This window comes from Leisingera sp. NJS201 (assembly GCF_004535885.1).
GTDB lineage: Bacteria > Pseudomonadota > Alphaproteobacteria > Rhodobacterales > Rhodobacteraceae > Leisingera.
The window spans coordinates 1,511,756-1,528,316 of record NZ_CP038234.1 but is presented as its reverse complement, the minus strand read 5'-3'; the positions used below and the strand labels follow the sequence as shown (position 1 = coordinate 1,528,316).

16 protein-coding genes are annotated in these 16,561 nt (G+C 60.4%); 6 read left to right on the top strand and 10 right to left on the bottom strand.

Annotated features, from left to right (window positions below):
- Positions 1-46 precede the first annotated feature (46 nt).
- Entirely contained in the window at positions 47-1,036 is a 990-nt protein-coding gene (locus tag ETW23_RS07525; RefSeq protein WP_134829612.1) for an MBL fold metallo-hydrolase, read from the top strand.
- 82 nt (positions 1,037-1,118) lie between these two features.
- Here the strand turns inward: ETW23_RS07525 and ETW23_RS07520 are convergent, their stop codons facing one another.
- From ETW23_RS07520 to ETW23_RS26725, 3 genes are all read right to left on the bottom strand, one after another.
- Complete coding sequence (locus ETW23_RS07520) at positions 1,119-1,319, bottom strand: hypothetical protein (protein ID WP_134829611.1); 201 nt, start codon at positions 1,317-1,319, stop codon at positions 1,119-1,121.
- Positions 1,320-1,667: 348 nt separating this feature from the next.
- Positions 1,668-2,087 carry a hypothetical protein gene (locus ETW23_RS26730; protein WP_368075880.1) on the bottom strand — a complete coding sequence of 140 codons (420 nt, stop codon included), beginning with the start codon at positions 2,085-2,087 and terminating at the stop codon, positions 1,668-1,670.
- Positions 2,084-2,398: a hypothetical protein gene (locus ETW23_RS26725; protein WP_368075879.1), complete on the bottom strand. Its 315-nt coding sequence runs from the start codon at positions 2,396-2,398 to the stop codon at positions 2,084-2,086. Before ETW23_RS26725 ends, ETW23_RS26730 begins: the two co-directional genes overlap by 4 nt.
- 150 nt (positions 2,399-2,548) lie before the next feature.
- Here ETW23_RS26725 and ETW23_RS25085 point away from each other — a divergent pair, with 150 nt between their 5' ends.
- The 3 genes from ETW23_RS25085 to ilvN all read left to right on the top strand — a co-directional run bounded on the left by ETW23_RS25085 (position 2,549) and on the right by ilvN (position 5,319).
- Complete coding sequence (locus ETW23_RS25085) at positions 2,549-2,722, top strand: hypothetical protein (protein ID WP_167738094.1); 174 nt, start codon at positions 2,549-2,551, stop codon at positions 2,720-2,722.
- A gap of 198 nt (positions 2,723-2,920) precedes the next feature.
- A complete protein-coding gene (locus ETW23_RS07510; protein WP_129370480.1) occupies positions 2,921-4,672 on the top strand; it encodes an acetolactate synthase 3 large subunit in 1,752 nt (583 codons plus the stop codon).
- Between the two features lie 86 nt (positions 4,673-4,758).
- Complete coding sequence (gene ilvN / locus ETW23_RS07505) at positions 4,759-5,319, top strand: acetolactate synthase small subunit (RefSeq protein WP_129370479.1); 561 nt, start codon at positions 4,759-4,761, stop codon at positions 5,317-5,319.
- A gap of 33 nt (positions 5,320-5,352) precedes the next feature.
- On the opposite strand, the gene ETW23_RS07500 is transcribed toward ilvN, so the two are convergent.
- On the bottom strand, positions 5,353-5,709 hold the full coding sequence (locus tag ETW23_RS07500; protein ID WP_134829610.1) for a hypothetical protein: 357 nt from the start codon (positions 5,707-5,709) through the stop codon (positions 5,353-5,355).
- Between the two features lie 235 nt (positions 5,710-5,944).
- Here ETW23_RS07500 and ETW23_RS07495 point away from each other — a divergent pair, with 235 nt between their 5' ends.
- The gene (locus ETW23_RS07495; protein WP_205877381.1) at positions 5,945-6,742 is read left to right on the top strand and encodes a helix-turn-helix domain-containing protein; all 798 of its coding nucleotides are present in this window, start codon (positions 5,945-5,947) and stop codon (positions 6,740-6,742) included.
- 2 nt (positions 6,743-6,744) lie between these two features.
- On the opposite strand, the gene ETW23_RS07490 is transcribed toward ETW23_RS07495, so the two are convergent.
- The 4 genes from ETW23_RS07490 to prfB all read right to left on the bottom strand — a co-directional run bounded on the left by ETW23_RS07490 (position 6,745) and on the right by prfB (position 10,447).
- A complete protein-coding gene (locus ETW23_RS07490; RefSeq protein ID WP_129372874.1) occupies positions 6,745-7,515 on the bottom strand; it encodes a DUF2189 domain-containing protein in 771 nt (256 codons plus the stop codon).
- 198 nt (positions 7,516-7,713) lie between these two features.
- Positions 7,714-8,190, bottom strand: coding sequence for a calcium-binding protein (locus ETW23_RS07485; RefSeq protein WP_134829609.1), 477 nt, complete (start codon positions 8,188-8,190; stop codon positions 7,714-7,716).
- Positions 8,139-9,122: a hypothetical protein gene (locus ETW23_RS07480; RefSeq protein ID WP_134829608.1), complete on the bottom strand. Its 984-nt coding sequence runs from the start codon at positions 9,120-9,122 to the stop codon at positions 8,139-8,141. The genes ETW23_RS07485 and ETW23_RS07480 overlap by 52 nt, the downstream gene beginning before the upstream one ends.
- Positions 9,123-9,319: 197 nt before the next feature.
- Positions 9,320-10,447 carry a peptide chain release factor 2 gene (prfB, locus tag ETW23_RS07475; RefSeq protein WP_134829607.1) on the bottom strand — a complete coding sequence of 376 codons (1,128 nt, stop codon included), beginning with the start codon at positions 10,445-10,447 and terminating at the stop codon, positions 9,320-9,322.
- Positions 10,448-10,681: 234 nt separating this feature from the next.
- On the opposite strand from prfB, the gene ETW23_RS26555 reads away from it, so the two are divergent.
- Positions 10,682-13,147: a Hint domain-containing protein gene (locus ETW23_RS26555; protein WP_134829606.1), complete on the top strand. Its 2,466-nt coding sequence runs from the start codon at positions 10,682-10,684 to the stop codon at positions 13,145-13,147.
- Here ETW23_RS26555 and ETW23_RS07465 read toward each other — a convergent pair.
- A complete protein-coding gene (locus ETW23_RS07465; RefSeq protein ID WP_129370473.1) occupies positions 13,141-15,642 on the bottom strand; it encodes a penicillin-binding protein 1A in 2,502 nt (833 codons plus the stop codon). The genes ETW23_RS26555 and ETW23_RS07465 overlap by 7 nt on opposite strands.
- A gap of 128 nt (positions 15,643-15,770) precedes the next feature.
- Positions 15,771-16,559, bottom strand: coding sequence for a phosphodiesterase (locus tag ETW23_RS07460; protein WP_134829605.1), 789 nt, complete (start codon positions 16,557-16,559; stop codon positions 15,771-15,773).
- Positions 16,560-16,561 lie beyond the last annotated feature (2 nt).

The window sequence follows — 16,561 nt, the reverse complement described above, 5'->3', positions numbered from 1 at the left end:
CGCTGCACCAATGCGGCGGCCAGAAAACACCAGGGAGACAGAACCAATGGATGAGCAAAGGAAAAACCTCGATCCGGTGAGGCTGGACGGGCGCAAAGATGATCTGGCACCGGGGCTGTCGCGGCGCAGTTTCTTTGCTGCGGCAGGTGCCGCAGGTGTGGGCACTGCTGCCAGCCTTCTGGGCAGTACCAGCGCCCAGGCGCAATCCACCGACTGGCTGCAGCCCGGCAACAACAACCATGTGATCGACCTGCAGAACACAGGGTCATTCACCGATGGCGAGGTCAAAATCGATTTCTACGGCCATTGCGCCTTTAAGATCATCTCACCCGGCGGCACCTCGATCCTGTTCGACCCGTGGCGGGATGATCCGTCGGGCGCGTGGGGGCTGTGGTTCAAGCAGAAATTCCCGGAGACTCTGGTTGACATCACCATGTCCACCCATACTCATTTCGACCATGACGCCATCGACCGCCCGCAATCAACCATGGTGCTGGACCGGATGGTAGGCACATTCGAGTTCGCCGACATGAAGATCACCGGCTACGCCGACAAACACGCCTGCGTGGCGCCGGGCTGGTATCCGTGGACCGATGCGCTGGCCGAATTCGGGGTTGAGGCCTGTCCGCCCAATAACCCGGGCCATATGGATATGGTGACCTACGTGGTGGAAACCGGCGGCATCCGCACGCTGATCTGGGGCGACAACCGGCCTGACCCGGCAGACGGGTTCTGGGATGCCATTGGCCGGATTGATGTTCTGACCCTGCCAGTGGATGGCTCCGAACATATCCTGTCCTATGCCCAAGCCAATGCACTGGTTGAGCGGATCCAGCCCAAGGTGGTGATCCCCACCCACTACTTGTCGGAGACCACGACCTATACGCTGTCGACCCTGCAACCGGCGGATGCCTGGGTGAAGGATCAGAAAAGCTTTAAAATGCTGGACAATGCATCACTGTCGCTGGCCGCCGCGGATGTTCAGGGGATGGATAAGGAGTTCCTCTATTTCGGGCACAACGCGCTGACGGAGTAATCCTCGGCATTGCTGCAACAATGTTGTGCCCGGCTGGCCGGGTGCCCTCCCCCAGGGCGCCCGGCATCGGCCCATTGCCGGATCACCTGGATAAAAACCGCCGCTGCGGGAAACCTGTCTGGGCATAGATTTCCCAGATCTTCTGTTCAAGATCCGGCGCGCCGACCTGCAGGCAATTGTCCCGGAAGTTCCAGGTCGTAACTTGCGCATATCCGCCGGTGCGGCCCAATGCGCGTTCCAGCGCGGCATCAAACTGCCCCGGCCGGGTGACGGTCTCCGCCATGTGGTGAAGATCCGAAGCGCCGTATAGAATGCCCCGCGTGCGGTCTCCGGCACCCTCCTGAACGTCTTGCAGGATGGCGATGCCGCTGAACCGCGTGGTGCCGGTCTCATGCGGGTAGCTGCCCTGGAAAAGACCGAGACCGCACCTGCCGGAAGGCTTGCCCGTTCCCGCTCCTGCCGATGGCGGAACCGCCGCTGATCCTTGAAATTCTGCTGCAGCCGCCCATAGAAACGCTTGGCGTATTGGAGCGGAACCATGTCTGTGCGGAACGGGCGGCTGACAATCGCGCTCAAACTGCGGATCCCCATGGGTTCAAGCTGCCCTTGCCGCCAAAGGGTCAAGCAGCAATCAATCCCGCAACGCGTCAGCGCGCAGGCCTTCACGTTCGTAATGCCGCGGCAGTACCCGGCCATAAAGCTGCTTGGTGCGCTCAACCCCGCCGCACATGCCTTCCTTTTCGACAAAGGAGAAGATACCGACATAGCGCCTGCGCGGACCCTCGACAGGGGCGACCCGGTGCAGCGAATAGCGGCCGCGGAAAATCTGCAAGTCTCCGGGCTGCAGCACCAGTTTGCGCACCAGCGGCGAACCGCCCGCCAGCACCCGCGCCACGCCGTCATAATTCTCATCCGATGGGGTGCGCAGCATCGGGGCATATTCGAAATCGCCGCCCGCCTCGCCGTTCTGGATCGCCAGTGTCACCGTGTAATTGTTGGTGTCGAAATGCCAAGGAAAGCCCTGCCCCTCCTCGACCATGTTGATGATCACATCGGCCAGCGGATCGTCATAGCGGAAAAACCGGTCCTCTGGCTCCCCAGAGCGGTGCGGATGAAGGGCATGAAACCGGAAAACTCATAAATGGCCCGCAGCGGGCTGTCCGCACCGAAGTTATCCGCCGGAATAAAGGCGTTGGAGCGGTCATAAAATTGGCGCACCGGGTGGGTTTCCGGCAGCGCCGGGTCGTCTTTGGAGAAATAGGCATTGGTGCGGCTGAAAGATTTGTGGCCGTTCTCCGCCACCGCATCGGCTTCAGCAGCCAGCATGGCGATACCGTCCTGATGCACAAATCCCGGCAGCACCGCACAGCCATCCGCCCCAGGTCGCGCTGCAGATCCGCAATCAGCCGCGCATAAGCTTCGGAGCCGGGCCGGTCGATCGGATAACGCCCCAAATCGACCAGATCAGAAAGTTGAACCATTTTTGCATCCTTCCCTGTGTGCTCTTTTGAGTTGAGCCTGCCCGCGGAAAATCTGCTGATCTTGCAAAAACGGGACACCGGCGTGCCGGTTTTGAACGATTCCGCATCACTGCGCCCCTCTGCCTTCGCGGAAATGTCGCTGCACCCGGGCCTCAAGCAAGAAAATGTCCCCGCACAGCGCTTTTTTGATACCTTTGGCGGTTGACGCCCCTGTCCAGCGCCCATAATGTCGCCCGCAACGCAAGAAGGAGCCTGTGGCCGTGACCACCCTAGTCGTAATCGTAGGAACCAAGCGCATGGGCCGGTAACGGTAAACCATAATCGAACCCATGCGCCTCCGACTTGAAATCGGGGGCTTTTTTTATGCGTAACGGACGATGCCGCCAATTGGAGCAAAAAGCAGATGACACGTGAAATGACCGGCGCAAAGATGGTTGTCCAAGCCCTGAAGGATCAGGGTGTGGATGTAGTCTTCGGATACCCAGGCGGCGCCGTGCTGCCGATCTATGACGAGATCTTTCTGCAAAACGACATCCGCCACGTGCTGGTGCGCCACGAACAGGGCGCGGTGCACGCCGCCGAGGGCTATGCCCGCTCCACCGGCAAACCCGGCGTTGTGCTGGTGACCTCGGGCCCCGGTGCCACCAATGCGGTGACCGGCTTGACGGACGCCTTGCTTGATTCCATCCCGCTGGTGGTTCTGACCGGCCAGGTGCCGACCTTCATGATCGGCTCGGACGCCTTTCAGGAAGCCGATACCGTCGGCATCACCCGCCCTTGCACCAAGCACAACTGGCTGGTCAAGGACACCGATGCGCTGGCCGGCACCCTGCACGAGGCCTTTCATGTCGCCACCTCGGGCCGTCCCGGTCCGGTTCTGGTCGACATTCCCAAAGACGTGCAGTTTGCAAACGGCACTTATAACGGGCCGAAACCCGCCGCCTCCCATTATCAGCCGCAAGTCAAAGGCGACATGGAAGAGATCACTGAACTGGTCGCAGCCCTTGAGACAGCTGAACGCCCGGTGTTCTATACCGGCGGCGGCGTGATCAACTCCGGCAATGCCGCCAGCCAATTGCTGCGCGAACTGGTGGACGGCACCGGCATCCCGGTGACCTCAACCCTGATGGGGCTGGGCGCCTATCCGGCCTCGGGCAAAAACTGGCTGGGAATGCTGGGGATGCACGGGCTGTATGAGGCCAACATGGCGATGCACGGCTGTGATCTGATGATCAATATCGGCGCCCGCTTTGACGACCGCATTACCGGCAAGATCGACGCCTTCAGCCCGAACTCGAAGAAGGCGCATATCGATATCGACCCCTCCTCGATCAACAAGGTGATCCGGGTCGATATCCCGATCGTTGGCGATGTCGCGCATGTTCTGGAAGACATCCTGAAGGTCTGGAAGTCGCGCGGCCGCAAGGTGAACCGCGAGGCGCTGGCCAAATGGCACAAACAGATCGACGAATGGCGCGCGGTGAACTGCCTGGACTTCAGGAATTCGGAAAAGACCATCAAACCGCAATATGCGCTGCAGCGCCTGGAAGAGCTGACCAAGGGCCATGACCGCTACATCACCACCGAGGTCGGTCAGCACCAGATGTGGGCGGCGCAATACCTGAATTTCGAGGATCCGAACCGCTGGATGACCTCGGGCGGGCTTGGCACCATGGGTTATGGTTTTCCGGCCTCGATCGGCGCCCAGATGGCGCATCCGGACGCGCTGGTGATCAACGTCGCGGGCGAAGCCTCCTGGCTGATGAACATGCAGGAGATGGGCACCGCGATGCAGTTCCGCCTGCCGGTGAAACAGTTCATCCTCAACAACGAGCGCCTGGGCATGGTGCGCCAGTGGCAGGAACTGCTGCACGGCGAGCGCTACTCGCACAGCTGGTCGGAATCGCTGCCCGATTTTGTGAAACTCGCCGAGGCTTTCGGCGCCAAGGGCATCTGTGTCAGCGATCCCAAGGACCTGGATGATGCGATCATGGAAATGATCGAATTCGACGGGCCGGTGATCTTTGATTGCCTGGTGGAAAAGCACGAGAACTGCTTCCCGATGATCCCGTCAGGCAAGGCGCATAATGAGATGCTGCTGGGCGAGGCCGATACGCAAGGCGTTATCCAGGCCGGCGGCGCAGTGCTGGTGTAACGCGGCAGCGCCGCAAATTTCTTCGAAGAAATTTGCCAGGAAAATTCGAATTTTCCTGGCAGCGACATACGAGAGAAAGGCACGACATGTCTGCCCTGCATATTAAAAAAGGCTCCACCCGCCATTCCGCCTATAACCTGCGCCCGACGTTTTCGGATGTGCAGGAGCGGCACACAATTGCGGTTCTGGTGGAAAACGAACCCGGTGTTCTCGCCCGTGTCATCGGGCTGTTCTCGGGCCGCGGTTACAACATTGAAAGCCTGACCGTGGCCGAAGTTGATCATACCGGCCATCTATCGCGCATCACCATCGTCACCACCGGCACCCCGCAGGTGATTGAACAGATCAAGGCCCAGCTGGGCCGGATCGTTTCGGTGCGCGACGTGCATGACCTGACCGTCGAAGGCGTGGCCGTAGAGCGCGAACTGGCGATCCTCAAGGTCGCCGGTGAAGGCGAAAAACGCGTCGAGGCGCTGCGGCTGGCGGATATCTTCCGTGCCAATGTGGTTGACAGCACGCTGAACAGCTTTGTTTTCGAGATCACCGGCGCGCCGGAAAAGATCGACGCCTTTGCCGATCTGATGCGTCCGCTTGGCCTGTCCGAGATTGCCCGCACCGGTGTCGCTGCGCTGCTGCGTGGAATTTGACCCTGCAGCCGGCCCGCGCACGGGCCGGCAGTCTCAGCCCCGGCTTACATGAAGCGGCGCCGCAACGCGCCGCTTTTTTACGGAATGCTGCGGAAAGGGCACCACGATTCCTATATCCTGCCCTGCCGCCGCCGTTTCGGCGCCGCGTTCCGCTGCCGCACACAGCCGATCTGCCAGGCCCGGGCTGCCCTGTTCCAGCAATACCGCGAGATTTTCCGCAATCCTGCAATTGCCGCTCAAAGTTAGTTCAAACTCAACCCAATCGCCCGGATTCAGTTCCTGGAAGTCTTCCCCTGGCTTTTTAGTGTAAAAAGCCAGGTCACCCTGATCATCGCACCAAATAACGGCTTTGTTCAGGGATTCATCACTCCATAAGATGACTCCAATCATACCAGTCCTCGCATTGCCGCATTCCAATTCTGGAACAATTGAGGTGACGCCAACATGCTAAAATACGCGCTGCCCTATTGCATTTTGTGTCGGCTTGACTAGCCTGGTGACGTGAATTAGCAACAGGCGTGACGCTGATTGGGTTCAGCGGCGCGTACTTCTCCGGCAATTTCTTGAGTAAAGCGCTGCCAGATAGTGCTAAATACCAAAATCAGCCACGCCATCAGGGGCAATGATGACCAGCCACACACGATCCCCCGCCGACCTGAGAAACATGTTTGGCGCCAATTTGCGTCAATTGTCACGGCAATATCCTTCGATTTCGGAACTGTCGCGGCAGCTGGGTATCAACCGGACCCAATTCAACCGGTACCTGTCCGGCGAGAGCTTTCCGCGCCCGGATGTGCTGGACCGCATCTGCCAGTTTTTCGAAGTGGATGCCCGCATTCTGCTCGACCCGGTGGAAAAACTGTCAAAAACCGGCCAGGTCATCAACGGTGCCTTTCTCGCCGATTTCCTGGGCCGCGGTGTGCTGCAGCTGAGGGAAGAATTTTTCCCGTCCGGGTTCTACCGCTTCACCCGCCGCAGTTTCATAAATGATGAAAAATTCGTCATTGGCCTGGTCTATGTCTTCCGCGACGCAGGCGTGACATACATAAAGGGCTTTGAAGCCAAGGAGGCGATGCGCAGCCAAGGCCTGCCCGACAGTCCCGGTGTCCGCGAATTCCGCGGCTACATCAGCGGCCACGAGGACGGTGTCGCCTTTGTCATCGCCCGCCGCAATGCCATGACCTATTCCTTCAACTATCTGGCCCGGGTGGCCTCGCTGGAGAACAACTTCTGGTCCGGTTACGTCGCCCGCACCGTCCGGGAAAACGAAACCGGCGAACGGGTGACGCGGATGGTCTATGAACATCTTGGCCGGGACACCAATCAGGTGCTGGCTGCCGCCCGCAGCGCAGGGTTCGCCAATGAGGCAGAGCTGCTGCCCTTTCACCAGCGGCTGCTGCACACCGGCCAGCCTTTCTGCTGACCCTATTCAGCAGCAGCCTGGCGGTAGATGTGCCAGGTGGCGTGACCAAGCAGCGGCAGCACCAGAAACAGCCCCAGGAACCACGGCAGCAGCGCGGCAAAGGTCGCGGCCGCAATCAGACCGGCCCAGATCATCATCACCAGAAAATTCTGCTGCACATATTGGAAACTTGTGATCATCGCGGTGACAAAATCCACCTCGCGGTCCAACAGCAACGGCAGTGAAATCACCGTGATCATGTAAAGCAGCAACGCAAACAGCGCGCCGACTGCGGTGCCGACGGCCAGCATGGCCAGCCCGTTGGCGGTCAGGAAAACCTCGGCTGAACTGGAGATATTGGTCATGGTGGCATGGCCCATGAACAGGGCGAAAATCATATGGCCAAGGAAAAACCAGAACAGGAACACCACAATGATGATGGCGCAGATAGACGGCAGCTGACGGCGGCTTTGCTGCAGAACCACGCCAAGGATCCTGCCAACCGCTATCCCTCTGCCCTGCTCCAGGCGGTGCGAGACCTCATATAGCCCCACCGCTGCAAAGGGACCGATCAGCGGAAAGCCGATCGCCGCAAGAACCAGCCAAAAAGTGGTGCCGGTCTGAACCGTGGTCCAGGCCATGGCCCAGCCTGCCAGCACATAAAAGCCCGCAAAAAACAGCCCGTAAACAGGTTTCGCCCGGAAGTCCGCCCAGCCCCGGCGCAGTGCCTCAAACAGCATCTGCGTCGAAATCGGCCGCAGCGGCGGCACCCCAAAGGGCTTTTCGGTGGTCATCGCGGTCTGTCCTCCCATTTGGTGTTTTTGCCAGCCTAGTCGCGATCCCGGTGTTAAAAAATGCCTTCCGGATGTATATTATCAATTACCCTGCGGGATCAGCGCTGCGGCCTGGCCTGTCAGGTCCTGACCGGATCCCGTGCAGAGCAAAGACGGGCCTTCCGGTCCGCCTTCTGTCCCGGAAAATTCAGTTTGCAGTCAGACAAACATGAAATCATCAGCGGTCAGGCCAAGCCCGGCCTCGCCGTCCAGCCGGATAGTTCCGCCATCATGGGTGATCAGACGGTCGCCGCCGTCATCCTCGATAACAAGGCTGCCAAGGCCGCCGCTGTGCCCCCTGATTTGCAGGATATCGGTGCCATCCATGAAGTCCCTGACCAGATCATCGCCGCTGCCTGGCGCAAATACAAAAGTGTCGGCGCCGCCGCCGCCCTTCAGCGTGTCATTGCCGCCGCCGCCGTTCAACGTATCCGCGCCGCCGCCGCCGATCAGCCTGTCCGTACCGCCGCCGCCGTTCAGCGTATCACCGCCAGCCAAACCAAACAGCCGGTCATTGCCGCCCTTGCCGGCAAGCAGATTGGCCCCGCCATCCCCCGTCAGCCTGTCTCCCTTCGAGGTGCCGGTCAGGTTTTCGATGCTGGTTTCCTGAAAGAACCCGGCGCCCTCCGCATCCAAATCGCCGCCCGGCGCTCCCGGGTTCTGCCAGGCGCCACCGGAGTCGAGCGTAAACTGCACACCGGTTGCGAAATTCGAGAAATCAACAGTGTCTCTGCCGCCGCCCCCTGAATGTTCAGTCCGAAACCGGGATCCGTCTCCGAGACTTTCACGACGTCCCTTCCTCCGCCCAGCCGAACCATGCCAGCGCCGCCAGAGCCGATTTCGACCGTATCCTTGCCGTCGCCGGTTGAGATCAGCTCAACCCACTCCTTGCCGGTGCGGACACTGTCCTTGCCATCCCCGGTACGGACGATGCCGGCGCCGCTGGCACCGATCACCACCGTATCATCGCCGCCAGAGGTGCTGACATATTCGGCAAACCCCTTGCGGACCACCACCTTGTCATCGCCGGCTCCCGTGCGCACGGTGCCCGCCCCGCCGGCGCCAATGGTGATCACATCCCCCTTGGCGCGGTCCGCATCACTGCTGCCCAGGCCGGTTTCGATGTTGAACACAAAGGCATTTCCGGTTTTTACGATGTTTTCCTCGGCAAACAGAATGATGGAGAACGTGCTGCCGTCCTGGTTGTTGCCCAGTTTGACCTCGTGCTTCTCTCCGTCCCAGCCGTTGATCTGGCGTATGCGGGTGGAGTCCAGTTCCACCACGGAATTGTACCCGACTTCCAGATAATCAATCCGGCGGCCTGCGCCGCTGTCCATATCAGTGATCGTCGTCAGGTTGTCCTCGGCTGCATTACCAAACCGGACGATCTTGGCCGTCCAGTCCTCGCCGGTAAGATCAAGGTTCGCGACAAGGCGGTTATCAGGGTCGCTCTCAAAGACATTGTAGGTGTTCATGAACCGGTCGAACCATTCGACCTCACTTTGACCTTCAAGCCGGGGGATCATTGTTTCACCGTCAAAGGTCAGATTCAACTCTACCGTGGCCATGGCAAAGTCCTCCTCGTTAAATAGCTGAAATTGTTAAAACGGGGTTTCACTACCGGAAACAATGCCCGGAACCCCCAAGGTTTAGTGTATCATAAGTTGACAGTAAAATGAACGCGCACGGAAAAAGAGCCTCGGGGCAGGCACCCTGAGGCTCTTTCATTCTGCGGCTGGCGCGCCGTTTGCAGCGCGACGCCGGGTCAGTCCTCGCCCTGCGCCTCCGAGCGGCTTTTACCGGCGACATTCATCGCCAGCGTTGCGCCCATAAACCCGTCCAGATCGCCATCCAGAACACCCTTGGTATCCGAGGTCTCGTGGCTGGTGCGCAGATCCTTCACCATCTGGTAGGGCTGCAGCACGTAAGAGCGGATCTGGTTGCCCCAGCCCGCATCGCCTTTGGCCTCGTGGGCGGCGTTGATCTCGGCATTGCGGCGGTCCAGCTCCTGCTGATACAGACGCGATTTCAGCGCCTTCATGGCAATGTCGCGGTTTTGGTGCTGCGATTTCTCGGAGGAGGTCACGACAATGCCGGTCGGGATGTGGGTAATCCGCACCGCCGAGTCGGTGGTGTTCACGTGCTGGCCGCCCGCCCCCGAGGAGCGGTAGGTATCGACCCGGATATCAGAAGGGTTCACGTCGATCTCGATATTGTCGTCCACCACCGGGTAGACCCAGACTGAGCTGAACGAGGTGTGCCGCTTGGCCGCCGAGTCATATGGCGAGATCCGCACCAGCCGGTGCACGCCGCTCTCGGATTTCAGCCAGCCATAGGCATTGTGGCCGGAAATCTTGTAGGCGGCGGATTTGATGCCCGCCTCGTCGCCTGCGCTTTCGGATTGCAGCTCGACCTTGTAACCCTTCTTCTCGGCCCAGCGGACATACATCCGCGCCAGCATCGAGGCCCAGTCGCAGCTTTCGGTGCCGCCCGCGCCTGCATTGATTTCCAGGAAGGTGTCATTGGCATCGGCCTCGCCGTCCAGCAGCGCTTCCAGTTCCTTCTCGGCAGCCTTGTCCTTCAGCGCGCTCAGCGCGGCCTCGGCATCCTTGATGACCTCTTCGTCCTCTTCCATCTCGCCCAGCTCGATCAGCTCGATATTGTCGGAGAGGTCCTGTTTGATGCCCTTGTAGGTATTGATCGCATCCACCAGCGCCTGGCGTTCGCGCATCAGCTTCTGGGCCGCGTCCGGATCGTCCCACAGGTTAGGGTCCTCAACCCGCGCGTTAAATTCCTCCAGCCGGAATTCGGCGGTTTCCCAATTCAACCGCTGGGCCAGCAGCTCCAGCGATTTCTCGATATCCGCCACGATGTTCTGGGTTTCCGCGCGCATGGGGTGTCCTTGCAATATCCGGGCAATCTCAGGTCAGGCCTGCGTGATAAACCACCTGTGCGCCGCGGGCAAGCGGCCAGGCCTCGCCCAGCCTCCACAGGTGCTGCCTAAAATCCACCTAAAATACCGGGTGTTTTCAAGGCCGGAAAATACGTGGAATTAATATGCCTGTCAGATCCTGAGTTTCAGAATGTTCACCGGCAGCCTGCCGCCTTGGATTTAAGGAATTGGATCATGCCCAGCGGGTATCTTGTCCAGCTTGGAGACGGATCGCTGGATGCAGGCGATACGATCAGTGGCAACTCCAGCAGCTTTACCACTGATTCCGCGCTTGGCACGGGCGAATGGACCTGGTCCGGTTACTATACCGGCGACAACAACTACTATTCAAATGTCACCGACACCGGCAACTATTATCTTGGCAATGACGGCAACGTCTATTTCGTGCCCGACAACTGGACCATCTACAACGGTAGTGCGACAGCCACCTCGGCGCCGGCCTACAGCGAATATGACGGCCCGGTCGAGGGCACCGCCGCCGGCGAGGTGATTGACGACGGCTACACTGACGGCGGCGGCGACCAGATCGATAATGGCAGCGGCGGCGGCGCCTCGGGCAACCAGGACACGGTGGAGGCCGGGGCCGGCGACGATACTGTGGATGCCGGCGCCGATGACGACCTGATCCTGGGCGGCGAAGGGGATGACAGCCTGGAAGGCGGCGCCGGCGACGACACGATCTATGGCGACAGCAGCACCGAGGCCGGCTTGGCGGACTCCCAGGAAAGCATTGATGTTTCCAACGTTACCGACACCAGCAGCGGCTTCACGGTCACGGCCAGGGATCTGTCGGGTACCGCCAATACGGCCAATATCGACTATTACGACGGCGGTTTCGGGGTTGCGGGTGCGATATCGGATTCTGACAGCGGTGTTGATGCGCAGATTGGATATGACAAGGTCTCCGGCATTTCCGAAGAAATCATCGTCGATTTCGACCCGCACACCGACGACCTCAGCTTCTCTTTCAAGCACCTCTATACCGACAGTTTCGGAGAAGAGGGGCATTGGGCCATTTATAAAGATGGCGCGCTGGTCGCCCAGGGCGACTTCACCGAGGGTGTCGCTGGCACTGGCACCGGCACCGTCGATATCAATGGCTATGGCGATTTCGACCAGCTGGTTCTGTCGGCGAACCTTCAGACTGATGGCACCGACGGCTCTGACTACATGGTGACCGACATCACCTTCACGGTGCCGCCGGAGGACCCCGCTGATGGCGACGACAGTATCAGCGGCGGCGGCGGCGATGATCTGATCTATGGCCAGGGGGGAAGCGACACAATCTCCGGCGGCGCGGGAAATGATACGCTTTATGGCGGCAGCGGCAACGACACGCTTTGGGCGGGAACCGGAGATGACCTTGTCTATGGCGGGGATGGCAACGACCTCTATGACACGGACGAGGGTAACGATACCTTCTATGGCGAAGGCGGGGACGACTGGGTTGCAGTTTGGGCAAATCCTGATGGCGAAACCCTGGTGGGCGGCGAAACCGATGAAACCTCCGGCGACATGCTGGAACTCTATGGCGACGGCACCGGTATAAACATCACCTTCACGGGTGATGAAGCAGGCTCTTTCTCCGTCGGCGGGGATAGCGTCACTTTCTCGGAGTTCGAACGCTACTACCTGCATTCCGGTGACGATACGCTCAATGCGTCCATCGGAACCTCGGATATCTGGGTCAAAGGGGCCGCAGGCGACAACAGTCTGACCGGCGGCAGCGGCAGCGACACCCTTCTGGGTGAAGGCGGCGGTGATACACTGGAAGGCAACGCCGGAGCCGACTCCATCGACGGTGGTTCCGGTGATGACAGCCTGATCATCGGTGAGGGCGACACAGCCTCGGGCGGTGACGGCGACGATTATTTCACCATAGTCGACACCGGCGACAGCGGCAGCAACAACATGGCCGTCACCGGTGGCAACACCGGGCAAACCACCGGCGACACGCTGGATTTCAACGGCCAGCTTGACAAGGGCACGCTGAACATAACCGACAATACCGGCGGCAGCCTGACCGGCACGGCAACACTTCTGGATGGCAGTGTGGTCAGCTTCTCGGGTATCGAGAACATAATCTGCTTCGCAGCCGGAACCAGAATTGCCACCACCGCAGGCCTGCGCGCCATCGAAACGCTGCATCCGGGCGATCAGGTGATCACCCGCGACAATGGTTTGCAACCGGTGCGCTGGATCAGTCAGTCGACGGTGCCTGCAACGGGCAACCTGGCCCCGGTGCGGATCCCGGCCGGGTGTTTTGGCGCTGAACGCGACCTGCTGGTGTCACCGCAGCACCGGATGCTGTTTTGCGGCGCTGCTTCAACTTTGCTGTTTGACGAAAACGAGGTTCTGGTCCCGGCGCTGCATCTGGTCAACGGCAGCACTGTCCGCCAGGAAACCGGCGGCACTGTCACCTATGTGCACCTGTTGTTCGACCAGCACGAAATCATCTATGCCGAAGGCGCGCCCTCGGAAAGCTTCCATCCCGGCGCCCAGGCCGTCTCAACCCTGGACGATCCGGTGCGCGAGGAACTGTTCCGGATCATGCCCGATCTGCGCTGGAACACGGGAAGTTATGGCGCCACCGCGCGCCAGGTTGCAGCGCGTCACGAGGCAGCGCTTTTGTTTCAGTAAAGCCCGCCGGAACTGATGGTGCCAAAGGTCGCCTTGGGCCCCAGCACGGCGGTGCCGCCGCTGGAGGTGGTCACTTTGCGCCCCGATTCCTGCACCTCTTCGATCAGCGGCAGGTTCGATCCCATCGCAAAGCCGCCATCATAGGTCAGGCCGAAGATCGGCTCGGCGCCGTCGCGGAAATACTCGGCCACCACATAGGCGCCTGACGCATTGTCGGGCAGCCGTGCGCCGGTATAGCGGTCGATCTTGATGAAATGGCCGCCTTCCGGCACGTCGAACGGGCCGCCGCCAAACTTCTCGGTGGCCTTTTTCATGAACTGCTGGAACACCGGGCCGCACATGGTGCCGCCATAGGCGCCGCGGCCCATCGGACGGGGCTGGTCAAAACCCATGTAGCAGCCGGCCACGATGTTGGAAGTGAAGCCGACAAACCAGACATCGCGGGAATCATTGGTGGTGCCGGTCTTGCCCGCAGTGGGCACCGGCAGGTTGATCACGCTCGACGCGGTGCCCCGGTCCACCACGCCCCGCATCATCGAGGTCAGCTGATAGGCAGTGATCGGATCCATCACCTGTTCGCGGTCGGTGACAATCCGCGGCGCCTGGCCGGGGGCCAGATCCGGGTCTGCGCATTCGACACAGTCACGGTCGTCATGCCGGTAGATGGTGCGCCCGAAACGGTCCTGCACCCGATCCACCAATGTGGGCTGCACCCGCTCACCGCCGTTGGCGAACATCGCATAGGCCGCGACCATCTTGTAAAGCGTGGTTTCCTCGGACCCCAGCGAGTTGGCCAGGAAGGCGCCCATGTTGTCATAAACGCCAAAGCGTTCCGCGTATCCCGCGACAACCGGCATACCGACCTCCTGTGCCAGGCGGATGGTCATCAGGTTCCGGCTCATCTCAATGCCCGTCCGCAGCGGCGTCGGGCCATAGAATTTGTTCGACGAGTTCTTGGGCCGCCACAGACCCTGCGGCGTGTTGATCTCAATCGGGGCGTCCACCACGATGGTCGCCGGGCTGTAACCGCTGTCCAGCGCCGCCGCATAAACAAACGGCTTAAAGCTGGAGCCGGGCTGGCGCAGCGCCTGGGTCGCGCGGTTGAACACAGAATGCTGGTAGGAGAAACCGCCCTGCATCGCCAGAACCCGGCCGGTGTTCACATCCATCGCGACAAAGCCGCCCTGCACTTCCGGCACCTGACGCAGCGACCAATGGCTGAACGTGCCATCTTTTTCCTCAGCCCGGACCAGCACCACATCGCCGCGGGTGAAATTCGCGGCAAAGCTGCCCTGCATCCATTTGATGTCAGAGCGCGGCACCGTGCCCGTGCCCTCATTGTCTTCGACACCGACGGTCAGAGATTTATCACCAACGTCCAGCACCACGGCCGGATACCATTTGCCGCCCAGTTCAATGTCCCGGGACACGTCGGCACTGGCCAGTGCGGCACGCCAGCTGGCTTCATCAGCCAGCTGCGCCTCCTCCAGCGTCACGCCGGTACCGCGCCATTTCCCGCGCGAGCGGTCGTACTTCTGCAAACCGCCGCGCATCGCCAGCGCCGCCTCGGCCTGCATTTCGTGGTCGATGGTGGCCCGCACGGTAAAGCCGCCGGTAAAAAACTCGCCCTCGCCAAAGTCCTGGGTCAGCTGGCGGCGGATTTCATCGGTAAAGTAGTCGCGCGGCGGCAGCGCAGTGCGGAAGCCCTCGAAATCACCATTCTGCACCGAACGCAGCGGCTGCGCCACCTCGACGCCGTAGACATCCCGCGAGATATAACCGTTCTCGCGCATCTCCCGCAGCACATAGTTGCGCCGCGCCAGCAGCCGTTCCTTTTGGCGCACCGGGTGGTAATCCGACGGCGCCTTGGGCATTGCAGCCAGCGTTGCCGCCTCATGCGGGGCCAGCTCGCCAAGGGTCTTGTTGAAATAGGTCTGCGCCGCCGCCGTCACGCCATAAGAGTTTTGGCCTAGGAAAATCTCGTTCAGATACAGCTCCAGGATCCGCTCCTTGTTAAGCGTCTCCTCCAGCCGGGTGGCGAGGATGATCTCCTTGATCTTGCGCTCGGCGCGGCGGTCGCCGGACAGCAGGAAGTTCTTCATCACCTGCTGGGTGATGGTTGAGGCGCCGCGCACATTCGCCCCGCGCGAGCGCACCGCCTCAATCGCTGCCGCAGCAATACCGCGGGCATCATAGCCGCCGTGGCTGTAAAAATTCTTATCCTCCGCCGAGATAAAGGCCTGTTTCACCAGATCCGGAATGTCCGCCGACGGTGTGAACAGGCGCCGCTCCTTGGCGAATTCGTCGATCATGTGGCCTTCGCCGGAATAGATCCGGCTGATCGTCGGCGGCTGATACTGCGACAGCGAGTCGTGGCTCGGCAGATCGCGACCGTAGATCCAGAACACCGCGCCAATGGTCAGCGCCACCATCGCCACCCCAAGCGTGAGGGTGCTGAAGATGGAACCAAAGAAGGAGAGTATGAACCTAAGCACGGGTTTGGCCTTTCTCGCGAGGTGCCGCCTATATAGGTGCGGCAGTCCCCGGGTCAAAACAGGAAACAGCGGATATATGCCAGAGAGATGGGAGAATTCTAGCACAATTCCCCGCCCTATGCGGTGTCTTACGTGACGGGAGCACCCAAGCCGTAGTCACAGAACTGGAGTTGCTGCAGGGTCAGCCCGCCTGGGCTGTGCTCCAGTACCGTCAGCGCCGGGGCCTCGGTGGCGGGTCTGAAGCTGCTCCAGTCCCAATCAGGGCACGGTGGCGGAGCCTGGTAAAGTACTGATTTTGAAGTGGTAAATGAAATGCCCCGCGCTGTGCCGGAGCAGGGCCGGTGCACATGCCCCGCCAGCAGATGCAGCACGTTGGAGTAACCGGCAAGCAACGTCAGCAGCGCGTCCCCGTTTCGCAGATTGTCCGGATCCAGCATCGGCAGTCCCAGCATCATCGGCGGGTGATGCAAGGCCACGATGGCGGGCCGTCCGTTCAGCGCGTCCAGCTCTGTCTTCAGCCAGCGCATCCGCTCTGCGCAGAGAACACCCGCAGCCGCGCCCGGAATCAGCGTATCCAGACACAGCACAGAAAGATCCCCGAAATCGCACCGGTATTGGATAAATCCGGGCATTGCGTTTTCCGGCAACGGCAGCACCGCACGCAGCGCAGCGCGGTCATCATGATTGCCGGTCAATGGCAGAACCGGCATTGGCAAGCTGTCAAGAAACACCTTCAACGCCTTGTAATTCTGCATCGTTCCGGTTTCCACCAGGTCGCCGGTGATCAGACAGGCAGAGGCATCAGAATGGTGCTTGGCGATAAAATCAACCGCAGCCTGCAGCCGCAAACGCGGGTCATGCCCCAAAACCAGTCCCTCAGCCTCGAAATGCAGATCCGACATCCAGATGAGTTTCATCG